At 70.4% G+C, this 24,067-nt stretch carries 21 protein-coding genes; 17 read left to right on the top strand and 4 right to left on the bottom strand.

From position 1 onward, the window contains the following. The first annotated feature begins 113 nt into the window (after positions 1-113). The 7 genes from JT723_RS18235 to JT723_RS18205 all read left to right on the top strand — a co-directional run bounded on the left by JT723_RS18235 (position 114) and on the right by JT723_RS18205 (position 8,926). Positions 114-830, top strand: coding sequence for an HAD family hydrolase (locus tag JT723_RS18235; RefSeq protein WP_205045728.1), 717 nt, complete (start codon positions 114-116; stop codon positions 828-830). 315 nt (positions 831-1,145) lie between these two features. After that, positions 1,146-2,726, top strand: a complete 1,581-nt coding sequence (locus JT723_RS18230; RefSeq protein ID WP_205045727.1) for an ABC transporter substrate-binding protein — start codon at positions 1,146-1,148, stop codon at positions 2,724-2,726. A gap of 121 nt (positions 2,727-2,847) precedes the next feature. Continuing rightward, the gene (locus tag JT723_RS18225; protein WP_205045726.1) at positions 2,848-3,867 is read left to right on the top strand and encodes an ABC transporter permease; all 1,020 of its coding nucleotides are present in this window, start codon (positions 2,848-2,850) and stop codon (positions 3,865-3,867) included. Then, the gene (locus JT723_RS18220; RefSeq protein ID WP_240165798.1) at positions 3,867-4,910 is read left to right on the top strand and encodes an ABC transporter permease; all 1,044 of its coding nucleotides are present in this window, start codon (positions 3,867-3,869) and stop codon (positions 4,908-4,910) included. Before JT723_RS18225 ends, JT723_RS18220 begins: the two co-directional genes overlap by 1 nt. Further along, a complete protein-coding gene (locus tag JT723_RS18215) occupies positions 4,907-5,968 on the top strand; it encodes an ABC transporter ATP-binding protein (RefSeq protein ID WP_205045725.1) in 1,062 nt (353 codons plus the stop codon). Before JT723_RS18220 ends, JT723_RS18215 begins: the two co-directional genes overlap by 4 nt. Further along, complete coding sequence (locus tag JT723_RS18210) at positions 5,952-7,307, top strand: oligopeptide/dipeptide ABC transporter ATP-binding protein (protein ID WP_205045724.1); 1,356 nt, start codon at positions 5,952-5,954, stop codon at positions 7,305-7,307. The genes JT723_RS18215 and JT723_RS18210 overlap by 17 nt, the downstream gene beginning before the upstream one ends. A 26-nt stretch (positions 7,308-7,333) precedes the next feature. Further along, positions 7,334-8,926: an ABC transporter substrate-binding protein gene (locus tag JT723_RS18205; protein ID WP_205045723.1), complete on the top strand. Its 1,593-nt coding sequence runs from the start codon at positions 7,334-7,336 to the stop codon at positions 8,924-8,926. Positions 8,927-9,005: 79 nt separating this feature from the next. On the opposite strand, the gene JT723_RS18200 is transcribed toward JT723_RS18205, so the two are convergent. Both JT723_RS18200 and JT723_RS18195 read right to left on the bottom strand, forming a co-directional pair. After that, positions 9,006-9,677: a response regulator gene (locus JT723_RS18200; RefSeq protein WP_033178221.1), complete on the bottom strand. Its 672-nt coding sequence runs from the start codon at positions 9,675-9,677 to the stop codon at positions 9,006-9,008. 19 nt (positions 9,678-9,696) lie between these two features. Continuing rightward, the gene (locus JT723_RS18195) at positions 9,697-10,569 is read right to left on the bottom strand and encodes a RecB family exonuclease (RefSeq protein WP_205045722.1); all 873 of its coding nucleotides are present in this window, start codon (positions 10,567-10,569) and stop codon (positions 9,697-9,699) included. Positions 10,570-10,695: 126 nt separating this feature from the next. Between JT723_RS18195 and JT723_RS18190 the strand changes: the two genes are divergently transcribed. The 3 genes from JT723_RS18190 to JT723_RS18180 all read left to right on the top strand — a co-directional run bounded on the left by JT723_RS18190 (position 10,696) and on the right by JT723_RS18180 (position 13,721). Beyond that, the gene (locus tag JT723_RS18190) at positions 10,696-11,916 is read left to right on the top strand and encodes a site-2 protease family protein (RefSeq protein ID WP_251513808.1); all 1,221 of its coding nucleotides are present in this window, start codon (positions 10,696-10,698) and stop codon (positions 11,914-11,916) included. Between the two features lie 50 nt (positions 11,917-11,966). Further along, positions 11,967-12,872 (top strand): tRNA (adenine-N1)-methyltransferase, encoded by a 906-nt coding sequence (locus tag JT723_RS18185; protein WP_205045721.1) that lies wholly within the window; start codon positions 11,967-11,969, stop codon positions 12,870-12,872. Positions 12,873-13,118: 246 nt separating this feature from the next. After that, positions 13,119-13,721: a hypothetical protein gene (locus JT723_RS18180; protein WP_205045720.1), complete on the top strand. Its 603-nt coding sequence runs from the start codon at positions 13,119-13,121 to the stop codon at positions 13,719-13,721. A gap of 27 nt (positions 13,722-13,748) precedes the next feature. On the opposite strand, the gene JT723_RS18175 is transcribed toward JT723_RS18180, so the two are convergent. After that, the gene (locus JT723_RS18175) at positions 13,749-14,039 is read right to left on the bottom strand and encodes a ferredoxin (RefSeq protein ID WP_205045719.1); all 291 of its coding nucleotides are present in this window, start codon (positions 14,037-14,039) and stop codon (positions 13,749-13,751) included. A gap of 241 nt (positions 14,040-14,280) precedes the next feature. On the opposite strand from JT723_RS18175, the gene arc reads away from it, so the two are divergent. The 5 genes from arc to prcA all read left to right on the top strand — a co-directional run bounded on the left by arc (position 14,281) and on the right by prcA (position 19,758). Then, positions 14,281-16,047 (top strand): proteasome ATPase, encoded by a 1,767-nt coding sequence (gene arc / locus JT723_RS18170; protein WP_033178215.1) that lies wholly within the window; start codon positions 14,281-14,283, stop codon positions 16,045-16,047. A gap of 93 nt (positions 16,048-16,140) precedes the next feature. Further along, the gene (gene dop / locus JT723_RS18165) at positions 16,141-17,652 is read left to right on the top strand and encodes a depupylase/deamidase Dop (RefSeq protein WP_205045718.1); all 1,512 of its coding nucleotides are present in this window, start codon (positions 16,141-16,143) and stop codon (positions 17,650-17,652) included. A 122-nt stretch (positions 17,653-17,774) separates the two neighbouring features. Then, positions 17,775-17,993, top strand: coding sequence for a ubiquitin-like protein Pup (locus JT723_RS18160; RefSeq protein WP_205045717.1), 219 nt, complete (start codon positions 17,775-17,777; stop codon positions 17,991-17,993). 107 nt (positions 17,994-18,100) lie between these two features. Beyond that, positions 18,101-18,946: a proteasome subunit beta gene (prcB, locus tag JT723_RS18155; protein ID WP_205045716.1), complete on the top strand. Its 846-nt coding sequence runs from the start codon at positions 18,101-18,103 to the stop codon at positions 18,944-18,946. 65 nt (positions 18,947-19,011) lie between these two features. Then, on the top strand, positions 19,012-19,758 hold the full coding sequence (gene prcA / locus JT723_RS18150) for a proteasome subunit alpha (RefSeq protein ID WP_205045715.1): 747 nt from the start codon (positions 19,012-19,014) through the stop codon (positions 19,756-19,758). Positions 19,759-19,871: 113 nt separating this feature from the next. Here prcA and JT723_RS18145 read toward each other — a convergent pair whose 3' ends face one another. Further along, complete coding sequence (locus tag JT723_RS18145; protein WP_251513852.1) at positions 19,872-20,894, bottom strand: LacI family DNA-binding transcriptional regulator; 1,023 nt, start codon at positions 20,892-20,894, stop codon at positions 19,872-19,874. Positions 20,895-21,357: 463 nt separating this feature from the next. Between JT723_RS18145 and JT723_RS18140 the strand changes: the two genes are divergently transcribed. After that, positions 21,358-22,605, top strand: coding sequence for an MFS transporter (locus JT723_RS18140; RefSeq protein WP_205045714.1), 1,248 nt, complete (start codon positions 21,358-21,360; stop codon positions 22,603-22,605). Positions 22,606-22,614: 9 nt separating this feature from the next. Further along, positions 22,615-23,976: a Pup--protein ligase gene (pafA, locus tag JT723_RS18135; RefSeq protein ID WP_205045713.1), complete on the top strand. Its 1,362-nt coding sequence runs from the start codon at positions 22,615-22,617 to the stop codon at positions 23,974-23,976. The last annotated feature ends 91 nt before the right edge of the window (positions 23,977-24,067 follow it).

Genomic DNA, 24,067 nt, shown 5'->3' with positions numbered 1-24,067 from the left:
GCCGGTCGCCTTCCCGTACCAGGGAAGCGGCGACCGGCCTTTGTGTCCCCCGGAAAGGGGCACGTCGGCAGTACTGCGGCGCCCGGTCAGCAGCCCGGCCGAGGAGTGAGCCTATGACCAGCAGCATCCCCGTCGTCGACACCCGTCCGGCGGCAGGCGGCGGCCTGCACGCGGTACTGCTGGACATGGACGGCACCCTGGTGGACACCGAGGGCATCTGGTGGGCGGCGGAGACCGGGGTCTTCGCCGACCTCGGCCATGTGCTGGACGAGGTGCACAAGGCGGTCGTAGTGGGCGGGCCGATGGCCCGCAGCGTCGGGCACCTGATGGAGGTGACCGGCACGACGGCGACGCTGGCGGAGCTGATGGTGGCGATCGACACCCGCTTCGAGGAGCTGATCGAGCGCGGCGCCCCGCTGATGCCCGGCGCCCGGCGGCTGCTGACCGAGCTGGCGGCGCACGGGGTGCCCACCGCGCTGGTCTCCGCCTCGCACCGGCGCACGATCGACGCGATGCTGCGCACCCTCGGCGCGGAGAACTTCGCCTTCACCCTCGCGGGCGACGAGATCGCCCGCACCAAGCCGCACCCGGACCCGTATCTGGCCGCCGCGGCCCGGCTCGGGGCGGACCCGGCGGCCTGTGTGGTGGTCGAGGACACCCTCACCGGGGTCGCGTCCGCGGAGGCGGCGGGCTGCCAGGTGGTCGCGGTGCCGTCGGTGGTGCCGATCGAGGCGGCGCCGGGGCGTACCGTCGTGACATCTCTCGACCAGGTGAATGTCCCTTTTCTCCGGTCCCTGGTCGGCCGCTCTGTGAACGTGGATCTTCACTGAGGGTGATCTCTGAATAAAATCTCACCAAGTGGAATCCGGTGGGTGTGATGATTGTCACACGACGGCCCATCGACAGCGGGTGCTCCGACTGGATGAGATTTCACTTACTGCATCTTTACCCGGGCGAAGTGTCCGTTTTGACGTGCCGAGGGTCGATAGCCCACACGTCCGCATATCGGAGGTGAACGTCCTGTTACCGGTATGTAATGTCCCCTCAATCACTCCGTGTCCCAGTGGCCCCCGGCCGTCCCGCTAATGTCCTCGACGGTCGATGCCGACTCAACCGACCGGCATGTGAGCAAGGGGATTCACTGGATGTCACGAAACAAGCGTGTCGTCGCCGCAGCCGCCGTGGCCTTCCTGGCCATCGGCGCCTCCGCGTGCGGTGGCAAAAAGGATAATTCGTCAGGCAGTGGCGACAACGGCGGTGGCGGGGCCAAGGGCGGCGCCGTGATCGTGGGGACCACCGACTCGGTGTCCTCGCTGGACCCCGCGGGCGCTTACGACTACGGCTCCTGGGAGATCGTCGACAGCGTCTACCAGAAGGTGATGCACTTCGAGACCGGCGCCGTCACGCCGACCCCGGACGCGGCCAAGAGCTGCACCTTCACCGACCCCAAGACCTACACCTGCGAGCTGCAGCCCGGTCTGACCTTCTCCAACGGCGACCCGCTGACCGCGGCGTCGGTGAAGTTCACCTTCGACCGGATGCTCAAGATCGCCGCCCCGAACGGCCCGTCGAGCCTGCTGGCCAACCTCGACAACACCACCACCTCGGGCACCGGCACGGTCGTCTTCCACATCAAGAACCCCGACTCGACCTTCCCCTCGGTACTCGCCACCGACGCCGGCGCCATCGTCGACGAGAAGGTCTTCCCGGCCGACAAGCTGCTCGACGGCTCGGGCATCATCGGCTCCGGCCCGTACACGCTGGACAAGTACACGGCCAAGCAGCAGGCCTCGCTGAAGGCCAACCCGAAGTACAAGGGCACCGCCAAGCTGAACAACAGCCAGGTCGTGCTGCAGTACTTCTCCGAGCCGTCCGCGCTCAAGCAGGCCGTCAAGGACGGTACGGTGACCGCCGCCTTCCGCAGCCTGTCGCCCACCGACATCCAGGACCTGAAGAAGACCTCCGGCATCCAGGTCCTCGACGGCACCGGCACCCAGAAGCGCTACATGGTCTTCGACGCCAAGGTGAAGCCGTCCGACCAGAAGGCCGTGCGGCAGGCCGTCGCCCAGGTCATCGACCGGGCCGGCATCGCCAAGGAGGCCTACGACGACACCGTGGCGCCGCTGTACTCGATGGTCGGCAACGGCATCGAGGGCCACACCGAGGCCTTCAAGGACAAGTACGGCGCCCCGGACACCGCCAAGGCCAAGGCGCTGCTGACCGCGGCCGGCATCACCACCCCGGTGCAGCTCGCCTACGCCTGGACCCCCAGCCACTACGGTGCCGAGTCCGCGGACGAGGCCACCACGATCAAGCGGCAGCTGGAGGCCACCGGCCTGTTCAAGGTGACGCTCAGCTCGACCGAGTGGCAGCAGTACCAGAAGGACGAGAAGTCCGACACGTACGCGTCGTACATGATCGGCTGGTTCCCCGACCTGCCGGACCCCGACAACGACGTCGCACCGTTCCTGACCAAGGAGCCCTTCCTGGGCACCGGCTACGTCAACCCGCAGATCCTGTCGCTGCTCAGCAAGGAGCAGGGCACGACCGACAAGACCGTGCGCGACCAGGCCTTCGCGGAGATCCAGAAGATCGTGGCGGAGGACGTCCCGATCATCCCGCTGTGGCAGGGCAAGCAGACCGTCGTGGTCCGCGACGGGGTCACGGGCGCCGACAAGGCCCTCGACCCGACGATGTTCCGGTTCTACGAACTCGGCACCAAGTGACCGACGGCCGGCCCGCGGGGGAGTGATCCCCCGCGGGCCGGCCCCGGCACGCGGCCCCCCCGCCCCGCACCCCGCCGTCCTCGGTCCGGGCCAGACCGGACTGCCACCGGAAAGTCACCGCATGAGCAACACGAGCAAGCAGTCGGGCTCGCTGCGGCGCTACATCCTCACCCGGATCGCGCTCGCCGTGCCCATGGTCCTGATCCTGCTGATCCTGGTCTTCGTCATGATGCGGGTGGCACCGGGAGATCCGATCTCGGCGTCGCAGGGCGGCAAGCTGAACGCGGCGGAACTCGCCGCGAGACGCAAGGCGGCGGGCTTCGACGCCCCGCTGTACCAGCAGTTCTGGGACTACCTGAAATCGGTGGTCACCCTGAACTTCGGCACCACCTTCTCCGACCGCCGCAGCGTGCGCGACATCATCATCGAGAACGGCGGCGCCACCCTGACGCTGACCGCCGGTGCGCTGGTCTTCGCCACGGTCATCGGCATACCCGTCGGCCTGCTGGCCGGCCGCTACCGCGACCGCCCGGTCGACGTGGTCGCCCGGCTGGCGAGCACCGTCAGCTACGCGGCCCCGGTGTTCGTCACCGCACCGCTGCTCATGCTCGCCTTCGGCTCGACGTCAGGGCAGGCCTCACCGCTGATCCAGCTGAACGTGCCCACCCAGACGCACATCCTGATCCTGGACGCGGCACTGGACGGCGACTGGGACGCCGTCGGCGACATCGCCCAGCACCTGCTGCTGCCGTCGATCGCGCTCGGCCTGCTCATCGTCGGCGTCTTCATCCGGATGATCAGGATCAACCTCATCCAGTCGCTGCAGGGCGACTACATCGAGGCCGCCCGCGCCCGCGGGGTGCGCGAGCGCCACGTCGTCGCCCGGCACGGCTTCCGCAACGCCCTGGTGCCGGTCGTCACGGTGCTCGGCCTGCAGGTCGCCATGCTGCTCGGCGGTGCGGTGCTGACCGAGAAGATCTTCAACTGGCCCGGTATCGGCCGCCAGCTGATCGACTACATCAACCAGCGCGACTACGTCGCGGTCCAGGGCATCGTCACCGTCTTCGCCCTGGTCGTCGTCGTGATCAGCCTGCTGATCGACTTCGTCAACGCGCTGATCGACCCGAGGGTGCGCTACTGATGGCCACGACGACTCTCCCCACCGGGCCGATCGAGCCCACCGTGTCGGCTTCCGCCTCCCGCTTCGGCGGCCTGCGCCGCATCGTCTCGGCGATCCGCGAGGCCCACGGCGTACCGAAGTTCATGCTGTGGACCGGCGCGGTCATCTCCGCACTGTTCGTGATCACCGCGCTGTTCGCGCCGCTGATCGCGCCCTACAGCTTCGACACCTACAAGGCCCACGGCCACAACTTCCCCAAGCAGGGATCGCCCGACGGCGACCACTGGTTCGGCACCACCGTGCAGAGCCTGGACGTGCTCTCCCGCACCATCTACGGCGCCCGCACCGCCCTTGAGGTGATGGTGCTCGCGGTGATCTTCTCGCTGATCCTCGGAGTGCTGCTCGGCCTGCTCGCCGGCTACTTCGGCGGCTGGCTCGACCGCATCCTGGTGCTGGTGATGGACGCGCTCTTCGCCTTCCCCTACCTGCTGCTCGCGATCGTGGCCGGTTTCGTCTTCTCCGGGATCTCCGGCGGCGGCGTCGTCACCGCGGCCCTGTCGATCACCGTGGTCTACATCCCGCAGTACTTCCGGGTCGTCCGCGCCTCCGCGCTGTCCGCCAGGGAGGCCACCTTCGTGGAGGCCGCCAGGGCGATGGGCGCCAAGCCCTCGGTGGTGATCCGCAAGTACCTGTTCGGCAACGTCATCCAGTCGGTGCCGGTCATCACCACCATGAACGCCGCCGACGCCATCGGCACGCTGGCCGGCCTGGGCTTCCTGGGCCTGGGCATCCAGCCCACCGAGGCCGCCGAATGGGGCTACGACCTCGACCGCGCCATCGACGACGTCAACGCCGGCATGTGGTGGACCTGCCTCTACCCGGGCCTGGCCATGGTGATCGCCATCCTCGGCTTCACGCTGCTCGGCGAAGGCCTCAACGACGTGCTCAACCCGACCATGCGGCGCCGCCGCATCCGCAAGGTGCTGCTGCCCGCCCACACCGCGCGCCGTACCGTCACGGCCCCCGCACAGCCCGACGTTCCCGAAGGTGAGGCCGTCAAGTGACCGAACCCGTCCTGTCCGTCCGCGACCTGCGTGTCTGGTACGGCACCGACCGCGGCCCGGTACGAGCCGTGGACGGCGTCACCTTCGACGTACGGCCCGGCGAGACCCTCGGCCTGGTCGGCGAGTCCGGCTGCGGCAAGTCCACCCTCGGCCGCGGTGTCCTCGGCCTGACCCCGGCCGCGGCCGCCGTCGACGGAGAGGTCGTGCTGCGCAGCACCGGCGGCGCGGGACGCAACCTCGTCGGACTGCCCGCCAAGGAGATCCAGCGGCTGCGCGGCCCGGAACTCGGGCTGATCTTCCAGGAGCCGATGACCCGGCTCAACCCGCTCATGCGGATATCGCAGCACTTCGAGGAGGCGCTGCGCTCCCACGAGAAGGGCCTGTCCAAGCAGGAGATCAGGACCCGTGCGCTGGAGTCCCTGCGCGGCATGGGCATCCCCGAGAGCCGCTACCGCAGCTACCCGCACGAGTTCTCCGGCGGCATGCGGCAGCGCATCATGATCGCGCTCGCCCTGGTGCTGCGGCCGGCCTTCATCGTCGCCGACGAGCCCACCACGGCACTCGACGTACTGGTCGAGGCGCAGATCATCAAGATCCTCGCCGACCTGCGGAAGAACTTCGACACCTCACTGGTGCTCATCACCCACAACCTCGGTATCGTCGCCGAGGCGTGCGACCGGGTCGCCGTGATGTACGCCGGCCACATCGTCGAACAGGGCGACGCCCGCGAGGTCTTCGCCAACCCGCAGCACCCGTACACCCGGGAGCTGCTGCGCTCCACCATCTCGCTGTCCACCACCGGGCTGCACTACATCCCCGGCAGCCCGCCGGACCTGGTGGAACCCCCGCAGGGATGCCGTTTCCACCCCCGCTGCCCGGTCGCGATGCGCGGCTGCGCCACGGTGGAGCCGCCCGAGGTGGTCCTGCCGACCGGGGTGGTCAGCGCCTGCTGGCAGCAGGCGATCGAGGCCGAGCCCTCGCTGGTGGACGAGCTGGGACCGGGCGGGCGCGAACCGCTCGCCGCTGTAGAGGAGATCAGCGTTGCTGACGAAGCCTGACATCGAACCCTCCGGCGAGGGAGCCGCCGCCCAGGTCGGCGAGCCGCTGGTGGAGGCCACCGGCCTCGAAGTGCACTTCGGGCTGCGCGGCGGCCTGTTCAGCCGCTTCTCCGGCGGCCCGGCCGGCGCGGTCCGCGCCGTCGACGGCATCGACCTGACCCTGCGCAAGGGCGAGGTCCTCGGCCTGGTCGGCGAGTCCGGCTCGGGCAAGACCACGCTGGGCCGCACCCTGATCGGCCTGACCAAGGCCACCGCGGGCAGCGTCAGCTACCGCGGCCAGGACATCACCGCGCTGGGCGAGCGCGGCCTGCGCCCGCTGCGGCGCCGGCTGCAGATGGTCTTCCAGGACCCGCACGCCTCGCTCAACCCGGCCATGGACATCCGCACCGCCGTCGGCCACCCCTTGCGCATCCACAACCTGGTCGCCGACGACCGGGAGTACGAGGCCAGGGTCGTCGACGCGCTGGAGCGGGTCGGCCTGACCCCGCCCGAGCGCTACCTCGGCAAGTTCCCCGGCGACCTGTCCGGCGGGCAGAAGCAGCGCGCCGTCCTGGCCCGGGCGATCATCGCCGAGCCGGAGCTGCTGGTCGCCGACGAGCCGATCTCCATGCTGGACATGAGCGTGCGCGCCAAGATCCTGCAGCTGATGCTGGACCTCAAGCGCGACCTGGACCTGACCTACGTCTACGTCACGCACGACCTGGCCAGCGCGAAGTTCTTCTGCGACACCATCGCCATCATGTACCTGGGCCGGATCGTGGAGTACGGCCCCACCGAGCAGGTGTTCGCCGACCCGCAGCACCCCTACACCGAGGCGCTGCTCGCGGCGATCCCCGAGCCCGACCCGGAGCGCGCACTGCCCCGCGAACTGCCGCGCGGCGAGATCCCCGACGCGGCCCGGCCGCCGATGGGCTGCGCCTTCCACCCGCGCTGCCCGGTGGCCGTCGCCGCCTGCGGCTGGGAGGCCCGCGACCTGCGCACCCTGCTGGAGAACCGCTGGCTGGAACTGGCCCCCGAAGCCGCGTCCCGGGAGAAATCGCTCTTCGCGGACGTCGAGTCGCTGGCAGCCGACGGGCAGAGCAGTGTCGCAATCGCACCCGGCCGAGGCCACACGCCCGAAGATGTGTTGGAATACCTCCGGCACCTGCGCGAGGAAGCCTCGGAGGCCGAACCGCGTGAACCGTTCTGGCACGGCGTGGTGACGATGCACGCCGAAAACGGCCGGGCCGTGGTGGAGTTCGCGCCACCGCGGGACCCGCGCCTGAGCCTGATCCCGGCCACCGGCGTACAGGTGGCCTGCCATCTGCGCGAGCCCGTCGGGAGCACCACCGGTACATGAGCAGGAACAAGAGGAGAACGACGACGATGAACCGCAAGCTTCTGGTGCTGCCCGCCCTGCTGGGCGTGATGACACCTCTGCTCACCGGGTGCGGCGGTTCCGGCGGGGGGAGCGGTGGCGGCAAGGCCATCGTCGTCGGCACCACCGACAGCATCGAGCTGACCAAGGACAACCCGGCGCCGCTCGATCCCGCCACCTCGTACGACAGCGCCACCTGGAACATCTTCTACAACACCTTCCAGATGCTGCTGACCTACCAGCGCGGCAGCACCACCCCGACGCCGGACGCGGCCAAGGACTGTCACTACACCGACGTCAGCGTGCTGACGTACCAGTGCACGATGCGGGAGAACCAGAAGTTCTCCAACGGCGACCCGCTGACCGCGCAGGACGTGAAGTTCTCGGTCGACCGGATGCAGAAGATCAACTGGCCGACCGGTCCCGCCTCGCTGATATCCGGTGTGAAGTCGGTGGACGCCCCCGACGACAAGACCGTCGTCTTCCACCTCAAGGCGCCCGACGCGACCTTCCCCGCCAAGCTCGCCACCCCGGCCGCGGCGATCGTGGACAAGAAGGTCTACTCGCCGGACAAGCCCTACAACGGCTTCCACCTGATCGGCTCCGGCCCGTACACCATGGACTCCTTCGTCCAGGCCAAGCAGGGCGAGTTCAGCAAGAACACCAACTACGGCGGCACCCTGAAGGTCAACAACGGTGCCATCGAGCTGAAGCTGTTCGCCGACTCGCACAAGATGGAGTCCGCGCTGCGCTCCGGCCAGATCGACGTCATGGCCCGCACCCTCAGCCCGGACCAGATCGGCACCCTGCTCAGCAGCAACGACCCCGAGGTCAAGCTCACCGAGTCGCCCGGCGGCGAGGCCCGCTACCTGTTCCTGAACACCGAGGCGCCCTCGCTGAAGAACGTCGCCGTGCGCAAGGCGATGGCCCAGCTCATCGACCGGCAGGCGATCACCCGCGACGTCTACAAGCGCACCGCGGACCCGCTGTACTCGGTGATCCCGCAGGGCATCACCACCCACACCAACTCCTTCTACAACACCTACAAGGACCCCTCGGTCCCGCTGGCCAAGGCCGACCTGCGCAACGCCGGCATCACCGACAAGGTCTCGGTGACCATCAACTACCGCCGCGACACCGGCGGCACCATGAACAAGGCCGAGGCCGAGGCGATCGCCGCCCAGCTCAACGCGAGCGGGCTGTTCGACGTCGCGACCAAGGACGAGCAGTGGAACACCTTCCTGAAGAAGGCCTCCCAGCGCGAGTACGACGTCTTCGCCATCAGCTGGCTGCCGGACTTCCCGGACCCGGACAACTACATCGCGCCCTTCTTCGACAAGGACAACTTCCTCAACCTGGCCTACAACAACAAGACCATCGAGAACACCCTGCTGCCGGCCACCCGGCGGCAGGCCGAGCGCGGTGCGACCACTGCGGACTTCACCAAGGCGCAGAACCTGATCGCCGCGGACGTGCCGATGCTGCCGCTGTGGCAGGGCAAGCAGTACATCGCCGCCCGCAGTGACATCACCGGTGTGGAGTGGGCGCTGAACTCCTCCACCACCACCCAGTTCTGGGAGCTGGGCCGCGGCAAGAGCTGACACCGCCGCCGCCACGCGACGCCGCTGCCCGCCGGATGTGTGTCCGGCGGGCAGCGGCGTCGCTGTCGCAGCGGGGGAGTCAGCTCGCGCCGGGGCGCACCAGGCCGCTCTCGTACGCGTACACCGCCGCCTGCACCCGGTCGCGCAGGCCCAGCTTGGTCAGCACGTGCCCCACATGGGTCTTGACGGTGGTCTCCGAGACGAACAGCTCGGCGGCGATCTCCGCGTTCGACAGACCGCGGGCCACCAGCCGCAGCACCTCGACCTCCCGCTCGGTCAGGGTGTGCAGCGGCTGCGGCACCGACTCGTCACCCGACGGCAGCCGGCCCGCGTACTTGTCCAGCAGCCGCCGGGTGATGCTCGGCGCGAGCATCGCCTCGCCGGCCGCCACCACCCTGATCGCCTGCACCAGCTCCGCCGCAGGGGCGTCCTTGAGCAGGAAGCCGCTCGCACCGGCCCGCAGCGCCTCGATCACGTACTCGTCGAGGTCGAAGGTGGTCAGCACCAGCACCTTGGCCGGCCCCGAGCGGTCGGGTCCTGTGATCTGCCGGGTGGCCTCCACACCGTCCATCCGCGGCATCCGGATGTCCATCAGCACCACGTCGGGCTGCAGCGCCCGCACCTGGTCCAGCGCCTGCTGGCCGTCCCCGGCCTCACCGACCACCATCAGGTCGGGCTCGGCCTCCAGGATCATCCGGAAACCGGTACGCAGCAGGGGCTGATCGTCCACCAGCAGGACGCGGATCGCCACGGGTACTCCTCCGTCTTCGCTAGACGCGGCTATTCTCGCCCACCAGGGGCGGCCCACCGGCTATTGCCGCCAGCGGATACGGCGGGGGAGTCCCCCCGAATTCGGGACAGACCGCCTGGTGGTCGCACCAGCCGCACAGCGGGGTGCGGCGCGGCCGCCAGTCACCGGACTCCGTCGCCGCCCTGATCGCCTCCCACAGCGCCAGCAGCTTGCGCTCGGTGCGCAGCAGGTCCGCCTCCGACGGGTCGTACGTCAGCACGTCCCCGCTGCCCAGATACACCAGTTGCAGCCTGCGCGGCACCACACCGCGCAGCCGCCACAGCACCAGGGCGTAGAAGGACATCTGGAACATCGGCTCGTCCGCATACTCCGGGCGCGGGGCCTTGCCGGTCTTGTAGTCCACCACCCGCAGGTCGCCGGTCGCCGGCGCGACGTCCAGCCGGTCGACGTAGCCGCGCAGCGTCAGCCCGGACTCCAGCACCGTCTCCACGTACAGCTCGCGCTCGGCCGGCTCCAGCCGCGTCGGGTCCTCCAGGGTGAACCAGCGGTCCACCAGGGCGCGGGCACTGTCCAGCCAGCCCGCGAGCGCCCCCGGGTCCGCCGCGTCGAAGAGCACCGACAGCTCGGGCCGCGCGGCCAGCAGCCGCTGCCACTCACCCGGCACCAGGTCCCTGGCCCGCGAGGCGGTCCGCTCGGCCGCCGGCGCGTCGAAGAGCCGCTCGAGCACCGCATGGACCACCGTGCCGCGTGTCGCCGCCAGGCTCGGCTTCTCCGGCAGCCGGTCGATCACCCGCAGCCGGTACAGCAGCGGGCAGCGCATGAAGTCGGCGGCCCGCGACGGCGACAGCGACGACGGCGGCCGCGGCGGAATGCTCTCGATGCTGGTCCCCATGGGGCACGACCCTACGGCCTGGCACTGACAAGCCGGTGCCCGCCGGGCGTAACGGCGCAATAGCATGGCATCAAGGCCTCGATCCGCACGAACGGTGCGAGGTCCGTATCCGAACGAGGGGAAGCAGTGAGCGAGAGCGGTCGGCCGCCGTCCCGGAAGAGCGACGCCCCTGGCCAGAACGGCGACCCCGGCACTTCCGCGCGGGAGCCCGGCGGCGGCATCCTGATGGGCCGCTTCTTCGGTGTGCCCATCTACGTGGCGCCCAGCTGGTTCCTGGTCGCGGCCCTGATCACCTGGGTCTTCGGCGACCAGCTCGACACCGTCCTGCCGGAGCTGGGCGGGGTCCGCTACCTGGTGTCGCTGTTCTTCGCGGTGGCCTTCTACGGCTCCGTGCTGGTGCACGAGCTGGCGCACACGGTGGCGGCCCTGCGGTTCAAGCTGCCCGTGCGGCGCATCCAGCTGCAGTTCTTCGGCGGCGTCTCGGAGATCGAGAAGGAGTCCGACACACCGGGCAGGGAATTCGTGCTGGCCTTCGTCGGGCCGCTGCTGTCACTGGTGCTCGCCGGGGTCTTCTTCGGCGGGATGCAGCTCGTGGAGTCCGGGACGGTGCCGGGGGTACTGCTCGCCGGGCTGATGATCAGCAACCTGATCGTTGCGATCTTCAACTTCCTGCCCGGGCTGCCGCTGGACGGCGGCCGGATGCTGCGGGCCGTGGTCTGGAAGATCAGCGGCAAGGCGATGACCGGCACGGTGGCCGCGGCCTGGGTCGGCCGCGGCCTCGCACTCGCGGTGCTCGTCGGACTGCCGATGCTCTCCTACGCCCGAAGCGGCGGCGACGGCGGCAGCGGCTTCGACTCGCTCACCGACGCGCTGCTCGCCGCGATCCTGGCCGCCATCATCTGGACCGGCGCGGGCAACAGCCTGCGGATGGCCAGGCTGCGCGAGCGGCTGCCCGACCTGCAGGCCCGCACCTTGACCCGCAGGGCCGTGCCGGTGGCCTCCGACACCCCCCTGTCCGAGGCGCTGCGCCGCGCCCACGAGGCCGGCGCCAGGGCGCTGGTCGTCGTCGACGGCCGCGGCGCCCCCACGGCCCTGGTGCGCGAGTCGGCGATCGTCACCGTCCCCGAGCACCGCCGCCCCTGGGTCGCGGTCAGCGGCCTGGCCCAGGACCTCACCCCCGGCATGCGGGTCTCCGCGGAACTCGCAGGCGAAGCCCTCCTGGACACCCTGCGGGCCACCCCGTCCACCGAGTACCTGGTGGTCGAGCCGACCGGGGAGATCTTCGGGGTGCTGTCCACCACCGACGTCGAGAAGGCCTTCCTGGCGGCGATGTCGCGGCCGTCCTGAGCGCCCGGGGTGCGAACCGGGCAGCGGGAAAAGCCCGATAAGGTGATCCCATGTCCGAACCGACCGGTGCCGCCCGCCGACGCGGGCCATTCAGAGTCGGGGACCAGGTCCAGCTCACCGACCCCAAGGGACGCCACTACACCTTCACGCTCGAAGCCGGGAAGCAGTTCCACACCCACAAGGGTGCCTTCCCGCACGACGAGCTGATCGGTGCTCCCGAGGGCAGCGTGGTCCGTACCACGGGAAACGTCGCCTACCTCGCGCTGCGCCCGCTGCTCCCCGACTACGTCCTGTCCATGCCCCGCGGCGCCGCCGTGGTCTACCCCAAGGACGCGGGGCAGATCCTCGCGATGGCCGACATCTTCGCCGGCGCCAGGGTGGTCGAGGCCGGCGTCGGCTCCGGGTCGCTGAGCAGCTTCCTGCTGCGGGCCATCGGCGACCACGGCATGCTGCACAGCTACGAGCGCCGCGCGGACTTCGCCGAGATCGCCACCCAGAACGTGGAGCGCTACTTCGGCGGCCCCCACCCGGCCTGGCAGCTCACCGTCGGCGACCTCCAGGACCACCTGTCGGACACCGACGTGGACCGCGTCATCCTCGACATGCTCGCCCCCTGGGAGTGCCTGGAGCCGGTCGCCAAGGCTCTGGTGCCCGGCGGCATCCTGTGCGCGTACGTGGCCACCACGACGCAGCTGGCGCGTACCGTCGAGGCGATCAGGGAGCACGGCAGCTTCAACGAGCCGGCCGCCTGGGAGACCATGGTCCGTACCTGGCACGTCGAGGGCCTCGCCGTCCGCCCCGACCACCGGATGATCGGCCACACCGGCTTCCTGCTCACCGCCCGCCGGCTCGCCGACGGCGTCGAGCCGCCGCTGCGCCGCCGCCGGCCCGCCAAGGGCGCCTACGGCGAGGACTACACCGGGCCCGGCAGCGCCTCAGGCGGTGCCACGGCCTAGCCCTCCGTCCCGCAGCACCGGACCCCCGGACGACCGGGTGGTTTCGGCCAACTTCACCATGCCGCCGCCGTTTTGTCCGTTCCCGACAAAGCGGCGGCGGCTTCGTCGCGGCCCGCGCCCGCCGCCGCACCGCCCGCGGGCGGCAGCCGCGGTAGCCGCGCGTATCCGCCCCCCGTGTTCCCGGCCGGTGTGACGTATGGCACCATGCTGGCCACACCCCGCCGACCGACCCCAGGAGCCAGGCGAGTGCAGCAGTCCGCAGGCCAGGGCCTCCCGCACACCCGCACCCGCGGTGTCCACTGGATCAGTACGGCCGCGGCCCTCGGCGCCGTCGTCGCCGCGGTGGCGCTGGTCCAGCCCGCCGACGCCTCGCCCGGCAAGCCCGCAGCCGCCGGCAGTCCCTCTGCCGCGGCCGGCGGCGCCCCCGCGGCCCCCGTCGCGCCCCCCGACCCGGACGCGGCCAGCTACCCGCTGAAGTGCGCGGACGGCATGCCGACCGACGTGATCAGCAAGGTCTCCGGCGACCTCGACGGCGACGGCCGCCCCGAGACGGCCGTCGTGGTGCGCTGCCACACCGAGACCGGCACCCCGCCCAGCGGCGTCTACGTGCTGTCCGCGCCCAAGGCCCCGGGCGGCCCGCCGCGGATCGCCGTGACACTGGTCAAACCCGAGGACAACCGGCAGATCGGCAACTTCCGGCTGGAGGGGCGCATCCTCAAGGCCACCGTGCTGGGCTTCTCCTCCGACCAGGTGCCGCAGTGCTGCCCTGACCTGAGCCGCAGCTACTCATGGGAGTGGCGCGGCGACCGCTATGTGGCCCTGCCGGGACCGGCGGGCAACACCGTCTGACCCCGCCGGGCCGCCGGCCGGGCGCGGTCACTCCGCGTCGGGGCCGTACACCTCGACGCGGTCGGCGACCCGCCGCACATGGATGCAGTCGCCCGGGCACTCCTTGGCCGAATCCACCACATCCCGCAGCAAAGGCACCGGGACGAGTACCGTGGCACCAGGGGTCTGCCGCAGCTCGTCGTCCTCACCCTTCACATAGGCGAGGCCGTCGATGTCCAGCTCGAACACCTCCGGCGCGTACTGCACGCAGATCCCGTCGCCCGTGCACAGGTCCTGATCGATCCAGACCTCAAGCGCTTCGGCCGTCTCGTTGCTCACGGAAACTCATCCCTGCCGTTGGTCGTTCGGGAAGCAACCGCCCTGTCCGGCTGTTGACCGAATCGACGATACAACCGGCGGCTTTCCGGGCATGCCGGGTGGGTATCTCAGTGGCGGAGGGACGTACGCAAGGGTGAAGATCGGACACACCGCGATCGTCTTTGTGATCTAGGGGTTTCAACCCCCACCGGCCCAGGTAGGGTCTGGAAACGTCCAGCTCCCCTTGGAGGAGGTGAGGACCGTGGCGGCCCACGACGACGACATCAACCGTGGCGGCCGACCCGCTCGTGGTTCGGAAGACCCCATGAGCCAGGTCGCCTTTCTTGAGCAGGAGATCGCCGTCCTGCGACGCAAGCTCGCCGACTCTCCGCGGCACACGAGGATTCTCGAAGAGCGGATCGTCGAGCTGCAGACCAACCTGTCCGGCGTGTCAGCGCAGAACGAACGGCTGGCGAGCACCCTGCGCGAGGCCCGCGACCAGATCGTGGCCCTCAAGGAGGAGGTCGACCGGCTCGCGCAGCCACCGGCGGGCTTCGGCGTCTTCCTGCAGGCCAACGACGACGGCACGGCGGACATCTTCACCGGCGGGCGCAAGCTCCGGGTGAACGTGAGCCCGTCGGTCGACCTCGACGACCTCAGGCGCGGACAGGAGCTGATGCTCAACGAAGCGCTCAACGTGGTCGAGGCGATGGAATTCGAGCGGGTCGGCGACATCGTCACGCTCAAGGAGATCCTGGAGGACGGCGAGCGCGCCCTGGTGATCGGGCACACCGACGAGGAGCGGGTGGTCCGGCTCGCGGAACCGCTGCTCGACGGCACCCTGCGCACCGGCGACGCCCTGCTGCTCGAACCCCGCTCCGGCTACGTCTACGAACGCGTGCCCAAGAGCGAGGTCGAGGAGCTGGTCCTCGAAGAGGTCCCCGACATCGACTACCGCCAGATCGGCGGCCTCGGCAACCAGATCGAGCAGATCCGCGACGCGGTGGAACTGCCCTACCTGCACGCCGACCTGTTCAAGGAGTACGAACTGCGCCCGCCCAAGGGCGTCCTGCTCTACGGCCCGCCCGGATGCGGCAAGACGCTCATCGCCAAGGCGGTCGCCAACTCGCTGGCCAAGAAGGTCGCCGAGGTCACCGGCCAGCCGCAGGGCAAGAGCTACTTCCTGAACATCAAGGGCCCCGAGCTGCTGAACAAGTACGTCGGCGAGACCGAGCGGCAGATCCGCCTGGTCTTCCAGCGGGCCAGGGAGAAGGCCAGCGAGGGCACCCCGGTCATCGTCTTCTTCGACGAGATGGAGTCGCTGTTCCGCACCCGCGGCAGCGGCGTCAGCTCGGACGTGGAGAACACCATCGTCCCGCAGCTGCTCGCCGAGATCGACGGTGTCGAGGGCCTGGAGAACGTCATCGTCATCGGCGCCTCCAACCGCGAGGACATGATCGACCCGGCGATCCTGCGCCCCGGCCGGCTGGACGTGAAGATCAAGATCGAGCGTCCCGACGCCGAGGCGGCCAAGGACATCTTCTCGAAGTACCTGGTCGACAGCCTGCCGCTGCACGGCGAGGACCTGGCAGAGCACGGCGGGTCGAAGGCGGCCACCGTGGACGCCATGATCCAGTCCGTGGTCGAGCGGATGTACTCCGAGACCGAGGAGAACCGCTTCCTCGAGGTCACCTACGCCAACGGTGACAAGGAGGTCCTGTACTTCAAGGACTTCAACTCGGGAGCGATGATCCAGAACATCGTGGACCGGGCCAAGAAGATGGCCATCAAGGCCTTCCTCGACCACGACCAGCGCGGGATGCGCGTGTCCCACCTGCTGGCGGCCTGCGTCGACGAGTTCAAGGAGAACGAGGACCTGCCGAACACCACCAACCCCGACGACTGGGCGCGGATCTCCGGCAAGAAGGGCGAGCGGATCGTGTTCATCCGCACCCTGGTGACCGGAAAGCAGGGTGCCGACACGGGACGCTCCATCGACACCGTGGCGAACACCGGACAGTATCTGTAAGCACTACCCTCCGGCTGCGGGTCCCGACAGCGGGTACCCGCAGCCGGTGTGTTTTCCGGCCCGCACGGGCCGGAGCCGGGCAAGGAGGGCCGCATGACCGTACGGCGAGTAATGGGCATCGAGACGGAGTACGGGATCTCCGTCCCCGGCCACCCGAACGCCAATGCCATGCTCACCTCGTCCCAGATCGTCAACGCTTACGCGGCGGCGATGCACCGAGCGCGCCGCGCCCGCTGGGACTTCGAGGAGGAGAACCCGCTGCGGGACGCCCGCGGCTTCGATCTCGCACGGGACGCGGCGGACTCCACCCAGCTCACCGACGAGGACATCGGCCTGGCCAACGTCATCCTCACCAACGGCGCCCGGCTCTACGTGGACCACGCCCACCCCGAGTACTCGTCCCCCGAGATCACCAACCCGCGGGACGCGGTGCTGTGGGACAAGGCGGGCGAGCGCATCATGGCCGAGGCCGCACTGCGCGCCGCCCAGCTGCCGGGCGCCCAGCCCATCCACCTGTACAAGAACAACACCGACAACAAGGGCGCCTCCTACGGCACCCACGAGAACTACCTGATGAAGCGCGAGACGCCGTTCTCCGACATCGTCAGGCACCTCACGCCCTTCTTCGTCTCCCGCCAGGTGGTCACCGGCGCAGGAAGGGTCGGCATCGGCCAGGACGGCCACGAGCACGGCTTCCAGCTCAGTCAGCGGGCGGACTACTTCGAGGTCGAGGTCGGCCTGGAGACCACCCTCAAGCGCCCCATCATCAACACCCGCGACGAACCGCACTCCGACGCCGAGAAGTACCGCAGGCTGCATGTGATCATCGGCGACGCCAACCTGTCGGAGATCTCCACCTACCTCAAGCTCGGCACCACCGCCCTGGTGCTGTCGATGATCGAGGACGGCTTCATCAAGGTGGACCTGGCGGTGGACCAGCCGGTCCGCACCCTGCACGACGTCTCGCACGACCCCGGCCTGCAACGGCTCGTCACACTGCGTAACGGGCGCACCCTCACCGCCGTCCAGCTCCAGATGGAGTACTACGAGCTGGCCCGCAAGTACACCGAGGAGCGGTACGGATCCGACGCCGACCCGCAGACCAGGGACGTACTGGCCCGCTGGGAGGACGTGCTCAACCGGCTGGAGACCGACCCCATGAGCCTGTCGGGCGAACTGGACTGGGTCGCCAAGCTGGAGGTCCTGGAGGGCTACCGGCGCCGCGACAACCTGGGCTGGGACGCGGCCCGGCTGCAGCTGGTGGACCTGCAGTACGCCGACGTGCGCCCCGACAAGGGCCTCTACAACCGCCTGGTGGCCCGCGGCCGCATCAAGCGGCTGCTGGACGAGCAGGAGACCCTCAGGGCCGCCACCAAGCCCCCTGAGGACACCAGGGCGTACTTCCGCGGCCGCTGCCTCGAACAGTACGCGGACGACGTCGCCGCCGCCTCCTGGGACTCGGTCATCTTCGACCTGCCCGGCCGTGACTCCCTGCAACGGGTGCCCACCCTGGAGCCGCTGCGCGGCACCCGCAACCACGTGAAAGAGCTGCTGGACCGCTGCCGCACGGCCGAGGACCTGGTTCGCATCCTCTCCGGCGGCTGAAACGGGCCAGAACCGGGAATCAACGGGGTAGCACTCGGACGTTGACGTATTCGAGAGCCGGGGACGGACCCTGCTTGTAGGGTCTGATCTTGTAGGACACGCAACCGAGCGGGGTGAGGGACATGGCAACCAAGGACACCGACGGCGGACAGCAGAAGGCGACGCGTTCCACGGAGGAGGCCGAGGAGGTCCAGCAGGACGCCCAGGCCGCCGAAGACCTCAAGGAACGCCACGAGAAGCTCTCGGACGACGTGGACTCCGTCCTCGACGAGATCGACGACGTCCTGGAGGAGAATGCCGAGGACTTCGTCCGGTCCTTCGTCCAGAAGGGCGGGCAGTAGCCGCTCTCACCCCGCCCCGCGGCCGGTAACCGGTCCGCGGGGCGGATGGATTTCCGGACCGGCGGGTAGGGTCCGTACCGACCTCAAGATCGTGTGGAAGGAATCGCGTGGAAGCCAACTCTCGCAGCACCGGGCGTCTGCCGGCCGCCTTCCTGACGCCCGGCTCGTCGTCTTTCCTGGACTTCCTCGGCGCGCACTCGCCCGAGCTGCTGCCGGGCAACCGGACACTGCCGGCGCTCAAGGGGGCGGTCGAGCTGCCGCACGGCACCACGATCGTGGCCGCGGTCTTCGACGGCGGGGTGATCCTCGCCGGCGACCGGCGCGCCACGATGGGCAACGTCATCGCGCAGCGCGACATGGAAAAGGTCTTCCCGGCCGACGAGTACTCGGCCGTCGGCATCGCGGGCACCGCGGGCCTGGCCGTGGAGATGGTCAGGCTCTTCCAGCTGGAGCTGGAGCACTACGAGAAGATCGAGGGCGCCACCCTGTCCCTGGAGGGCAAGGCCAACCGGCTCTCCACGATGATCAGGGGCAACCTGAGCATGGCCCTGCAGGGCCTGGCCGTCGTCCCGGTCTTCGCCGGCTGGGACACCGACCGGGAGAAGGGCCGGATCTTCTCCTACGACGTCACCGGCGGCCGCAGCGAGGAGACCGGCTTCGCCGCCACCGGCTCGGGCTCTGTCTACGCCCGCGGCACCCTCAAGAAGCTCTACCGCCAGGACCTGACGGAGCGCCAGCTGTCCACCGCGGTGATCCAGGCGCTCTACGACGCGGCCGACGAGGACTCCGCCACCGGCGGCCCCGACATCGCCCGGCGGGTCTTCCCGCTGATCACCGTCATGACCGAGGAGGGCTTCCGCCGGCTGCCCGACGCCGAGGTCGCCGCGCTCGCCCGGGAGGTCATCGACGCCCGTCTCGAGCGTCCCGACGGGCCGCAGGCACAGGTGCTGTGACCCCAGGTCAGCCGACCCCCCTCCGCACTGTCCCAGCGCCGACTGCAGAAAGGCACGGTTAGCCGGTGTCCACGCCCTTTTATGTCTCACCCCAGCAGGCCATGGCGGACCGCGCCGAATACGCCCGCAAGGGCATCGCGCGTGGCCGCAGCGTCGTCGTGCTGCAGTACACCGACGGCATCGTCTTCGTCGCCGAGAACCCCTCCCGCGCGCTGCACAAGGTCAGCGAGATCTACGACCGGATCGCCTTCGCGGCGGTCGGCAAGTACAACGAGTTCGAGAACCTGCGCATCGGCGGGGTCCGCTACGCCGACCTGCGCGGATACACCTACGACCGGGACGACGTGACCGCCCGCGGGCTCGCCAACGTCTACGCGCAGACGCTCGGCACGATCTTCTCCAGCGTCGGCGAGAAGCCGTACGAGGTCGAGCTGATCGTCGCCGAAGTGGGTGCCGCGCCCGAGGACGACCAGATCTACCGGCTGCCGCACGACGGCTCCATCGTCGACGAGCACGGGGCGGTCGCCGTCGGCGGCAACTCCGACCAGATCGGCAGCTACCTCGACCAGCGGCACCGCGACGGCATGACGCTGGCGGAAGCGCTCGCGCTGGCGGTGGAGTCACTCGGCCGGGACACCAACGGCAGTGACCGCCGGCTGACGGCCGAGCAGCTCGAAGTCGCGGTCCTGGACCGCACGAGGCCGCAGCAGCGGAAGTTCAAGCGCATCCTCGGGCGCCAGCTCACCCGCCTCCTCGAAGCGGAGTCCGCCGCCACGACCACGACGGACGACCCCTCCGACGAGGAGGAGTAGCCCCGCGGGTTCCCCGCACCCCTGAGGGTGAGCGTTTTTCAGGGGCGCGGGGAACTGCGCGACAAGCTCCCCACCCGGGGGAAAGTCGCGCCGCCACCGCAAGTGGCACCCCCTCAGGCGACGGCTGGCGCCGTCGAGGCGCGGGGGAGGAGGGTGAGGGGCAGCTCGACCGGGGGAGCGGGGCGGCCCGCGAGAAGGGCAAGCAAGGCCGACATGCCGTGCTCGCCGATGGACTCCGCCGGCAGGCGGACCGTCGTGAGCTCGGGATCGAGCGCCGTCGCCAGCGACAGGTCGTCGAAGCCGGACACGGACACGTCGTCCGGCACCCGCAGCCCCAGTGCCCTGGCGCCCTTGCAGGCGCCCGCCGCCAGGATGTCGTCGTCGCACAGCAGCGCCGTCGGGCGCGGCCCCGGCGCGCTCAGGGCGCGCACCGCCGCGTCCCTGGCGGCGGCCACGTTCAGCGCCGCGGCGTGCCGCGGGGCGGCCGGCACCTCCGCCGCGGCCAGCTCGGCCGCGACGGCCTCCGTACGGACCCGGAAGGTCCAGGTGTCCACGTCGGCGGCGATGTGTGCGATGCGGCGGTGGCCGAGGCCCAGCAGATGCCGGGCGACCTGGCGCATGCCGTCGGCGACGGCGAGGTTGACGGTGGGCGGGCCGCCCGGCACCCCCGGGTCGCTGTCCAGCATGACCAGCGGGAGCCCGCCGTCGCCGAAGGCGGCGAGCGCGTCCGCGGCCATGGACGAGGCGATGACCCCGTCGATCGCGGTCCTGGCCGAGCCGAAGGGGTCGCGGGCGGGGCCGATGCCGGCGGGCGAGGGGTAGAGCACGACGCCGAAGCCGTGCTCGTCGGCGACCTTGGCGGCACCTGCGTAGACGCGGGCGAAGTACTCGTGGGTGAGCGCCGGAACGACCAGCAGCGCCGTCCTGGTCGCCCCGAGCCGCAGGCTCCGCGCGGCGAGGTTCGGCCGGTAGTCCAGCTCACCGGCCGCCGCCCGCACCACCGCCACGGTCCGCTCCGAGACCCGCCCCCGCCACTTGTCCCCGAGCACGAGCGACACCGTCGCCTGCGACACCCCCGCCACCCGCGCCACATCCCGCGACGTCACCCGCCCCCTCCCCCCGGCCCCCCGCGCCACGTTGCCCGCTGCCGCGGTGTCGGCGTCGTCGCGGGCAGCCCCGGGCGTGTCCGCGCTTCCTGCGGGAGGTGTGGCTTCGGCTGCCGGCGGGGCGGTGTCGTCCCGGCCTCCCGTGGAGGCCGCGGCATCGCCGGCTGCCGAGCGCGCGGTGTCGGCGTCGTGGCGCGCAGCCGCGGATGTGCCCGCGCTTCCTGCGGGAGGTGTGGCTTCGGCTGCCGGCGGGGCGATGCCGTTCCGGCTTTCCGTGGAGGCCGCGGCTTCGCCGCCGGCCGTGCCCCGCCGGGTCCCACCGGCCCCGCGCGCCGCGGTGTCGGCGTCGTCGCGGGCTGGGGTGGGGCGGGGGGGTGGCTGGGTCGGGTCGGGCACCGGGGGGCCTTTCTGGGGGTGGACCGGGGGGATGGCGTCATGGTACGTATGTGGGCGGACGTTATACGTAACACGGAGGCGGGGGGAAGGGGACGGCATGGGTGGCGGGTATGCGGATCTGCTGCGGACGACGCATGCGGCCCGGCTGCTGGGGGGCACCCTGCTGGGGCGGCTGCCCAACGCCATGGCCGCGTTGGCCATCGTGCTGTTCCTGCGCTCGGAGGGCGCGGGCTACGGGCTCGCGGGCGCACTGTCGGCCGTCTACGGCTGCTCGGTCGCCGTCGGGCAGCCGATGCTCGGGCGGGCGGTGGACCGGCGCGGGCAGCCGCGGGTGATGGCCGGCGCGGCCCTGCTGTCGGCCGCCGGCTTCGCCCTGCTCGCCGCCGTGGGCCCGCGCCCGCTGCCGGTGGCGACCGCGGCGGTCGTGCTGGCCGGGCTCGCCACCCCGCCGCTGGAGGGCGGGCTGCGGGCGCTGTGGCCCGACGTGCTGGGGCGCGAGGACCGCGTGCAGCGGGCGTACGCACTGGACGCCGCCGCCCAGGAGGTGCTGTTCGCGGTCGGCCCGCTGCTGGTCACGCTGATCGTCTCGGCCGCCTCCCAGGCGGCGGCCGTGGTCGCCACGGGGCTGCTCGGCGTGGCCGGCACCCTCGTGGTGGTCACCTCGGCGCCCTCGCGCCGCTGGCGGGCCGCCGACCGCGAGGCGCACTGGCTGGGCGCCCTGCGCTCGCTGGGCCTTGCCGTGCTGCTCGGCTCCTTCTTCTTCGTCGGCATCGCGCTCGGCGCGATCTCGATCGCCGCGGTGGTCTACGGCGACGCGCACGGCGGCGGCCCGGTGGCCGCGTACGTCCTGGCGGCCAACGGCGTGGGCGCGCTGGCCGGCGGGCTGACGTACGGTGCCAGGGGCTGGCCGGGGCAGCCGGAGCGCCGGCTGCGGGTGCTGAGCGTGGCGCTCGCGGCCTGCTACCCGCCCCTGATGCTGGTGCCCGGCGTGCCCTGGATGCTGCTCCTCGCGGCCCTGGCCGGACTCTTCCTGGCCCCCGCCCTGGCCTGCGGCTTCCTGGTGGTGGACCGGCACGCCCCGCCGGGCACGGTGACCGAGGCCTTCTCCTGGGTCGTGACCGCGGCCGGCGTCGGCGCGGCGCTGGGCACGGCCGCCGCGGGAGTGGCCGCGCAGCACGGCGGCGCGGCCGCCGGATTCGCCGTGGCGGGCGGCGGCGCGGTCGTCGCCACGGCCGTACTCCTCTCGACCGGCCGATTCCTGACGGCGCCAAACCTCGAAACCCGGCAGGAAAAAGATCCAAACCGTGCCGTCGAACCCCGTTTCAGCACCACGCATCAGGCGTAATGTTCAGACATGGACCGCCGCATTTTCGGGCTGGAGAACGAGTACGGCGTCACATGCACGTTCAGGGGACAGCGGCGTCTGTCCCCTGACGAGGTGGCGCGGTACCTCTTCCGCCGTGTCGTGTCATGGGGCCGGAGCAGCAATGTTTTCCTCCGCAATGGCGCCCGCCTCTATCTCGACGTGGGCTCGCACCCGGAGTACGCCACTCCCGAGTGCGACAACGTCACCGAACTGGTCACCCACGACAAGGCAGGCGAGCGCATCCTCGAAGGCCTTCTGGTCGACGCCGAACGCCGGCTGCACGAAGAGGGCATCGCCGGGGACGTGTACCTGTTCAAGAACAACACGGACTCGGCCGGCAACTCCTACGGATGCCACGAGAATTACCTGGTGGCCCGGCACGGGGAATTCTCCCGCCTCGCGGACATCCTCATTCCCTTCCTCGTCACGCGGCAGCTGCTGTGCGGCGCGGGCAAGGTGCTGCAGACCCCGCGCGGTGCCGTCTTCTGCGTGAGCCAGCGCGCCGAGCACATCTGGGAGGGTGTCAGCTCCGCCACCACCAGGTCCCGGCCGATCATCAACACCAGGGACGAGCCGCACGCCGACGCCGAGCGCTACCGCAGGCTGCACGTCATCGTCGGCGACTCCAACATGTCCGAGACCACGATGCTGCTCAAGGTCGGCGCCACCGACCTGGTGCTGCGGATGATCGAGGCCGGCACGGTGATGCGCGACCTGACCCTGGAGAACCCGATCCGGGCCATCCGCGAGGTCAGCCACGACATCACCGGCCGCCGCAAGGTGCGGCTGGCCTCGGGCCGCGAGGCGTCCGCGCTGGACATCCAGCAGGAGTACTACTCCAAGGCCGTGGAGTTCTGCGAGCGCCGCGGCATCCGCAGCGGTGTCATCGAGCAGGTGCTGGAGCTGTGGGGCCGCACCCTGGAGTCGATCGGCAGCGGTGACCTGGGCAGGATCGGCACCGAGATCGACTGGGTGATGAAGTACCAGCTCATCGAGCGGTACCGGAACCGCGACAACATCACCATGTCGCACCCCAGGGTCGCGCAGATAGACCTCGCCTACCACGACATCCACCGCCGCCGCGGCCTGTACTACCTGCTGGAGCGCAAGGGGCAGGCGGCCAGGATCTGCAACGACCTCAAGATCTTCGAGGCCAAGTCGGTGCCCCCGCAGACCACCAGGGCGCGGCTGCGCGGCGACTTCATCCGGCGTGCCCAGGAGCAGCGCCGCGACTTCACCGTCGACTGGGTGCACCTCAAGCTCAACGACCAGGCGCAGCGGACCGTGCTGTGCAAGGACCCCTTCCGGTCGGTGGACGACCGGGTGGAGAAGCTGATCGCCGGGATGTGACCCGGCCCGGCGCCGGCCGGCGGCCCCGCCGTCAACGCCCGGCCGCCACAGCACACCCACAGGCCCCGTACGGAACTCGTACGGGGCCTGC

It is taken from the genome of Actinacidiphila bryophytorum (assembly GCF_016916835.1).
GTDB lineage: Bacteria > Actinomycetota > Actinomycetes > Streptomycetales > Streptomycetaceae > Actinacidiphila > Actinacidiphila bryophytorum.
The sequence above is the reverse complement of the archived record's forward strand: the minus strand, read 5'-3'. Positions and strand labels throughout refer to the sequence as shown.

Bases quoted from the DNA above. Each gene is read 5' to 3' on its own strand.
- JT723_RS18195 (WP_205045722.1), bottom strand. From the start codon at position 10,569: ATGGGGACCAGCATCGAGAGCATTCCGCCGCGGCCGCCGTCGTCGCTG.
- JT723_RS18205 (WP_205045723.1), top strand. From the start codon at position 7,334: ATGAACCGCAAGCTTCTGGTGCTGCCCGCCCTGCTGGGCGTGATGACA.
- JT723_RS18220 (WP_240165798.1), top strand. From the start codon at position 3,867: ATGGCCACGACGACTCTCCCCACCGGGCCGATCGAGCCCACCGTGTCG.
- JT723_RS18185 (WP_205045721.1), top strand. From the start codon at position 11,967: ATGTCCGAACCGACCGGTGCCGCCCGCCGACGCGGGCCATTCAGAGTC.
- JT723_RS18230 (WP_205045727.1), top strand. From the start codon at position 1,146: ATGTCACGAAACAAGCGTGTCGTCGCCGCAGCCGCCGTGGCCTTCCTG.
- JT723_RS18140 (WP_205045714.1), top strand. From the start codon at position 21,358: ATGGGTGGCGGGTATGCGGATCTGCTGCGGACGACGCATGCGGCCCGG.
- JT723_RS18225 (WP_205045726.1), top strand. From the start codon at position 2,848: ATGAGCAACACGAGCAAGCAGTCGGGCTCGCTGCGGCGCTACATCCTC.
- JT723_RS18235 (WP_205045728.1), top strand. From the start codon at position 114: ATGACCAGCAGCATCCCCGTCGTCGACACCCGTCCGGCGGCAGGCGGC.
- JT723_RS18160 (WP_205045717.1), top strand. From the start codon at position 17,775: ATGGCAACCAAGGACACCGACGGCGGACAGCAGAAGGCGACGCGTTCC.
- dop (WP_205045718.1), top strand. From the start codon at position 16,141: ATGACCGTACGGCGAGTAATGGGCATCGAGACGGAGTACGGGATCTCC.
- pafA (WP_205045713.1), top strand. From the start codon at position 22,615: ATGGACCGCCGCATTTTCGGGCTGGAGAACGAGTACGGCGTCACATGC.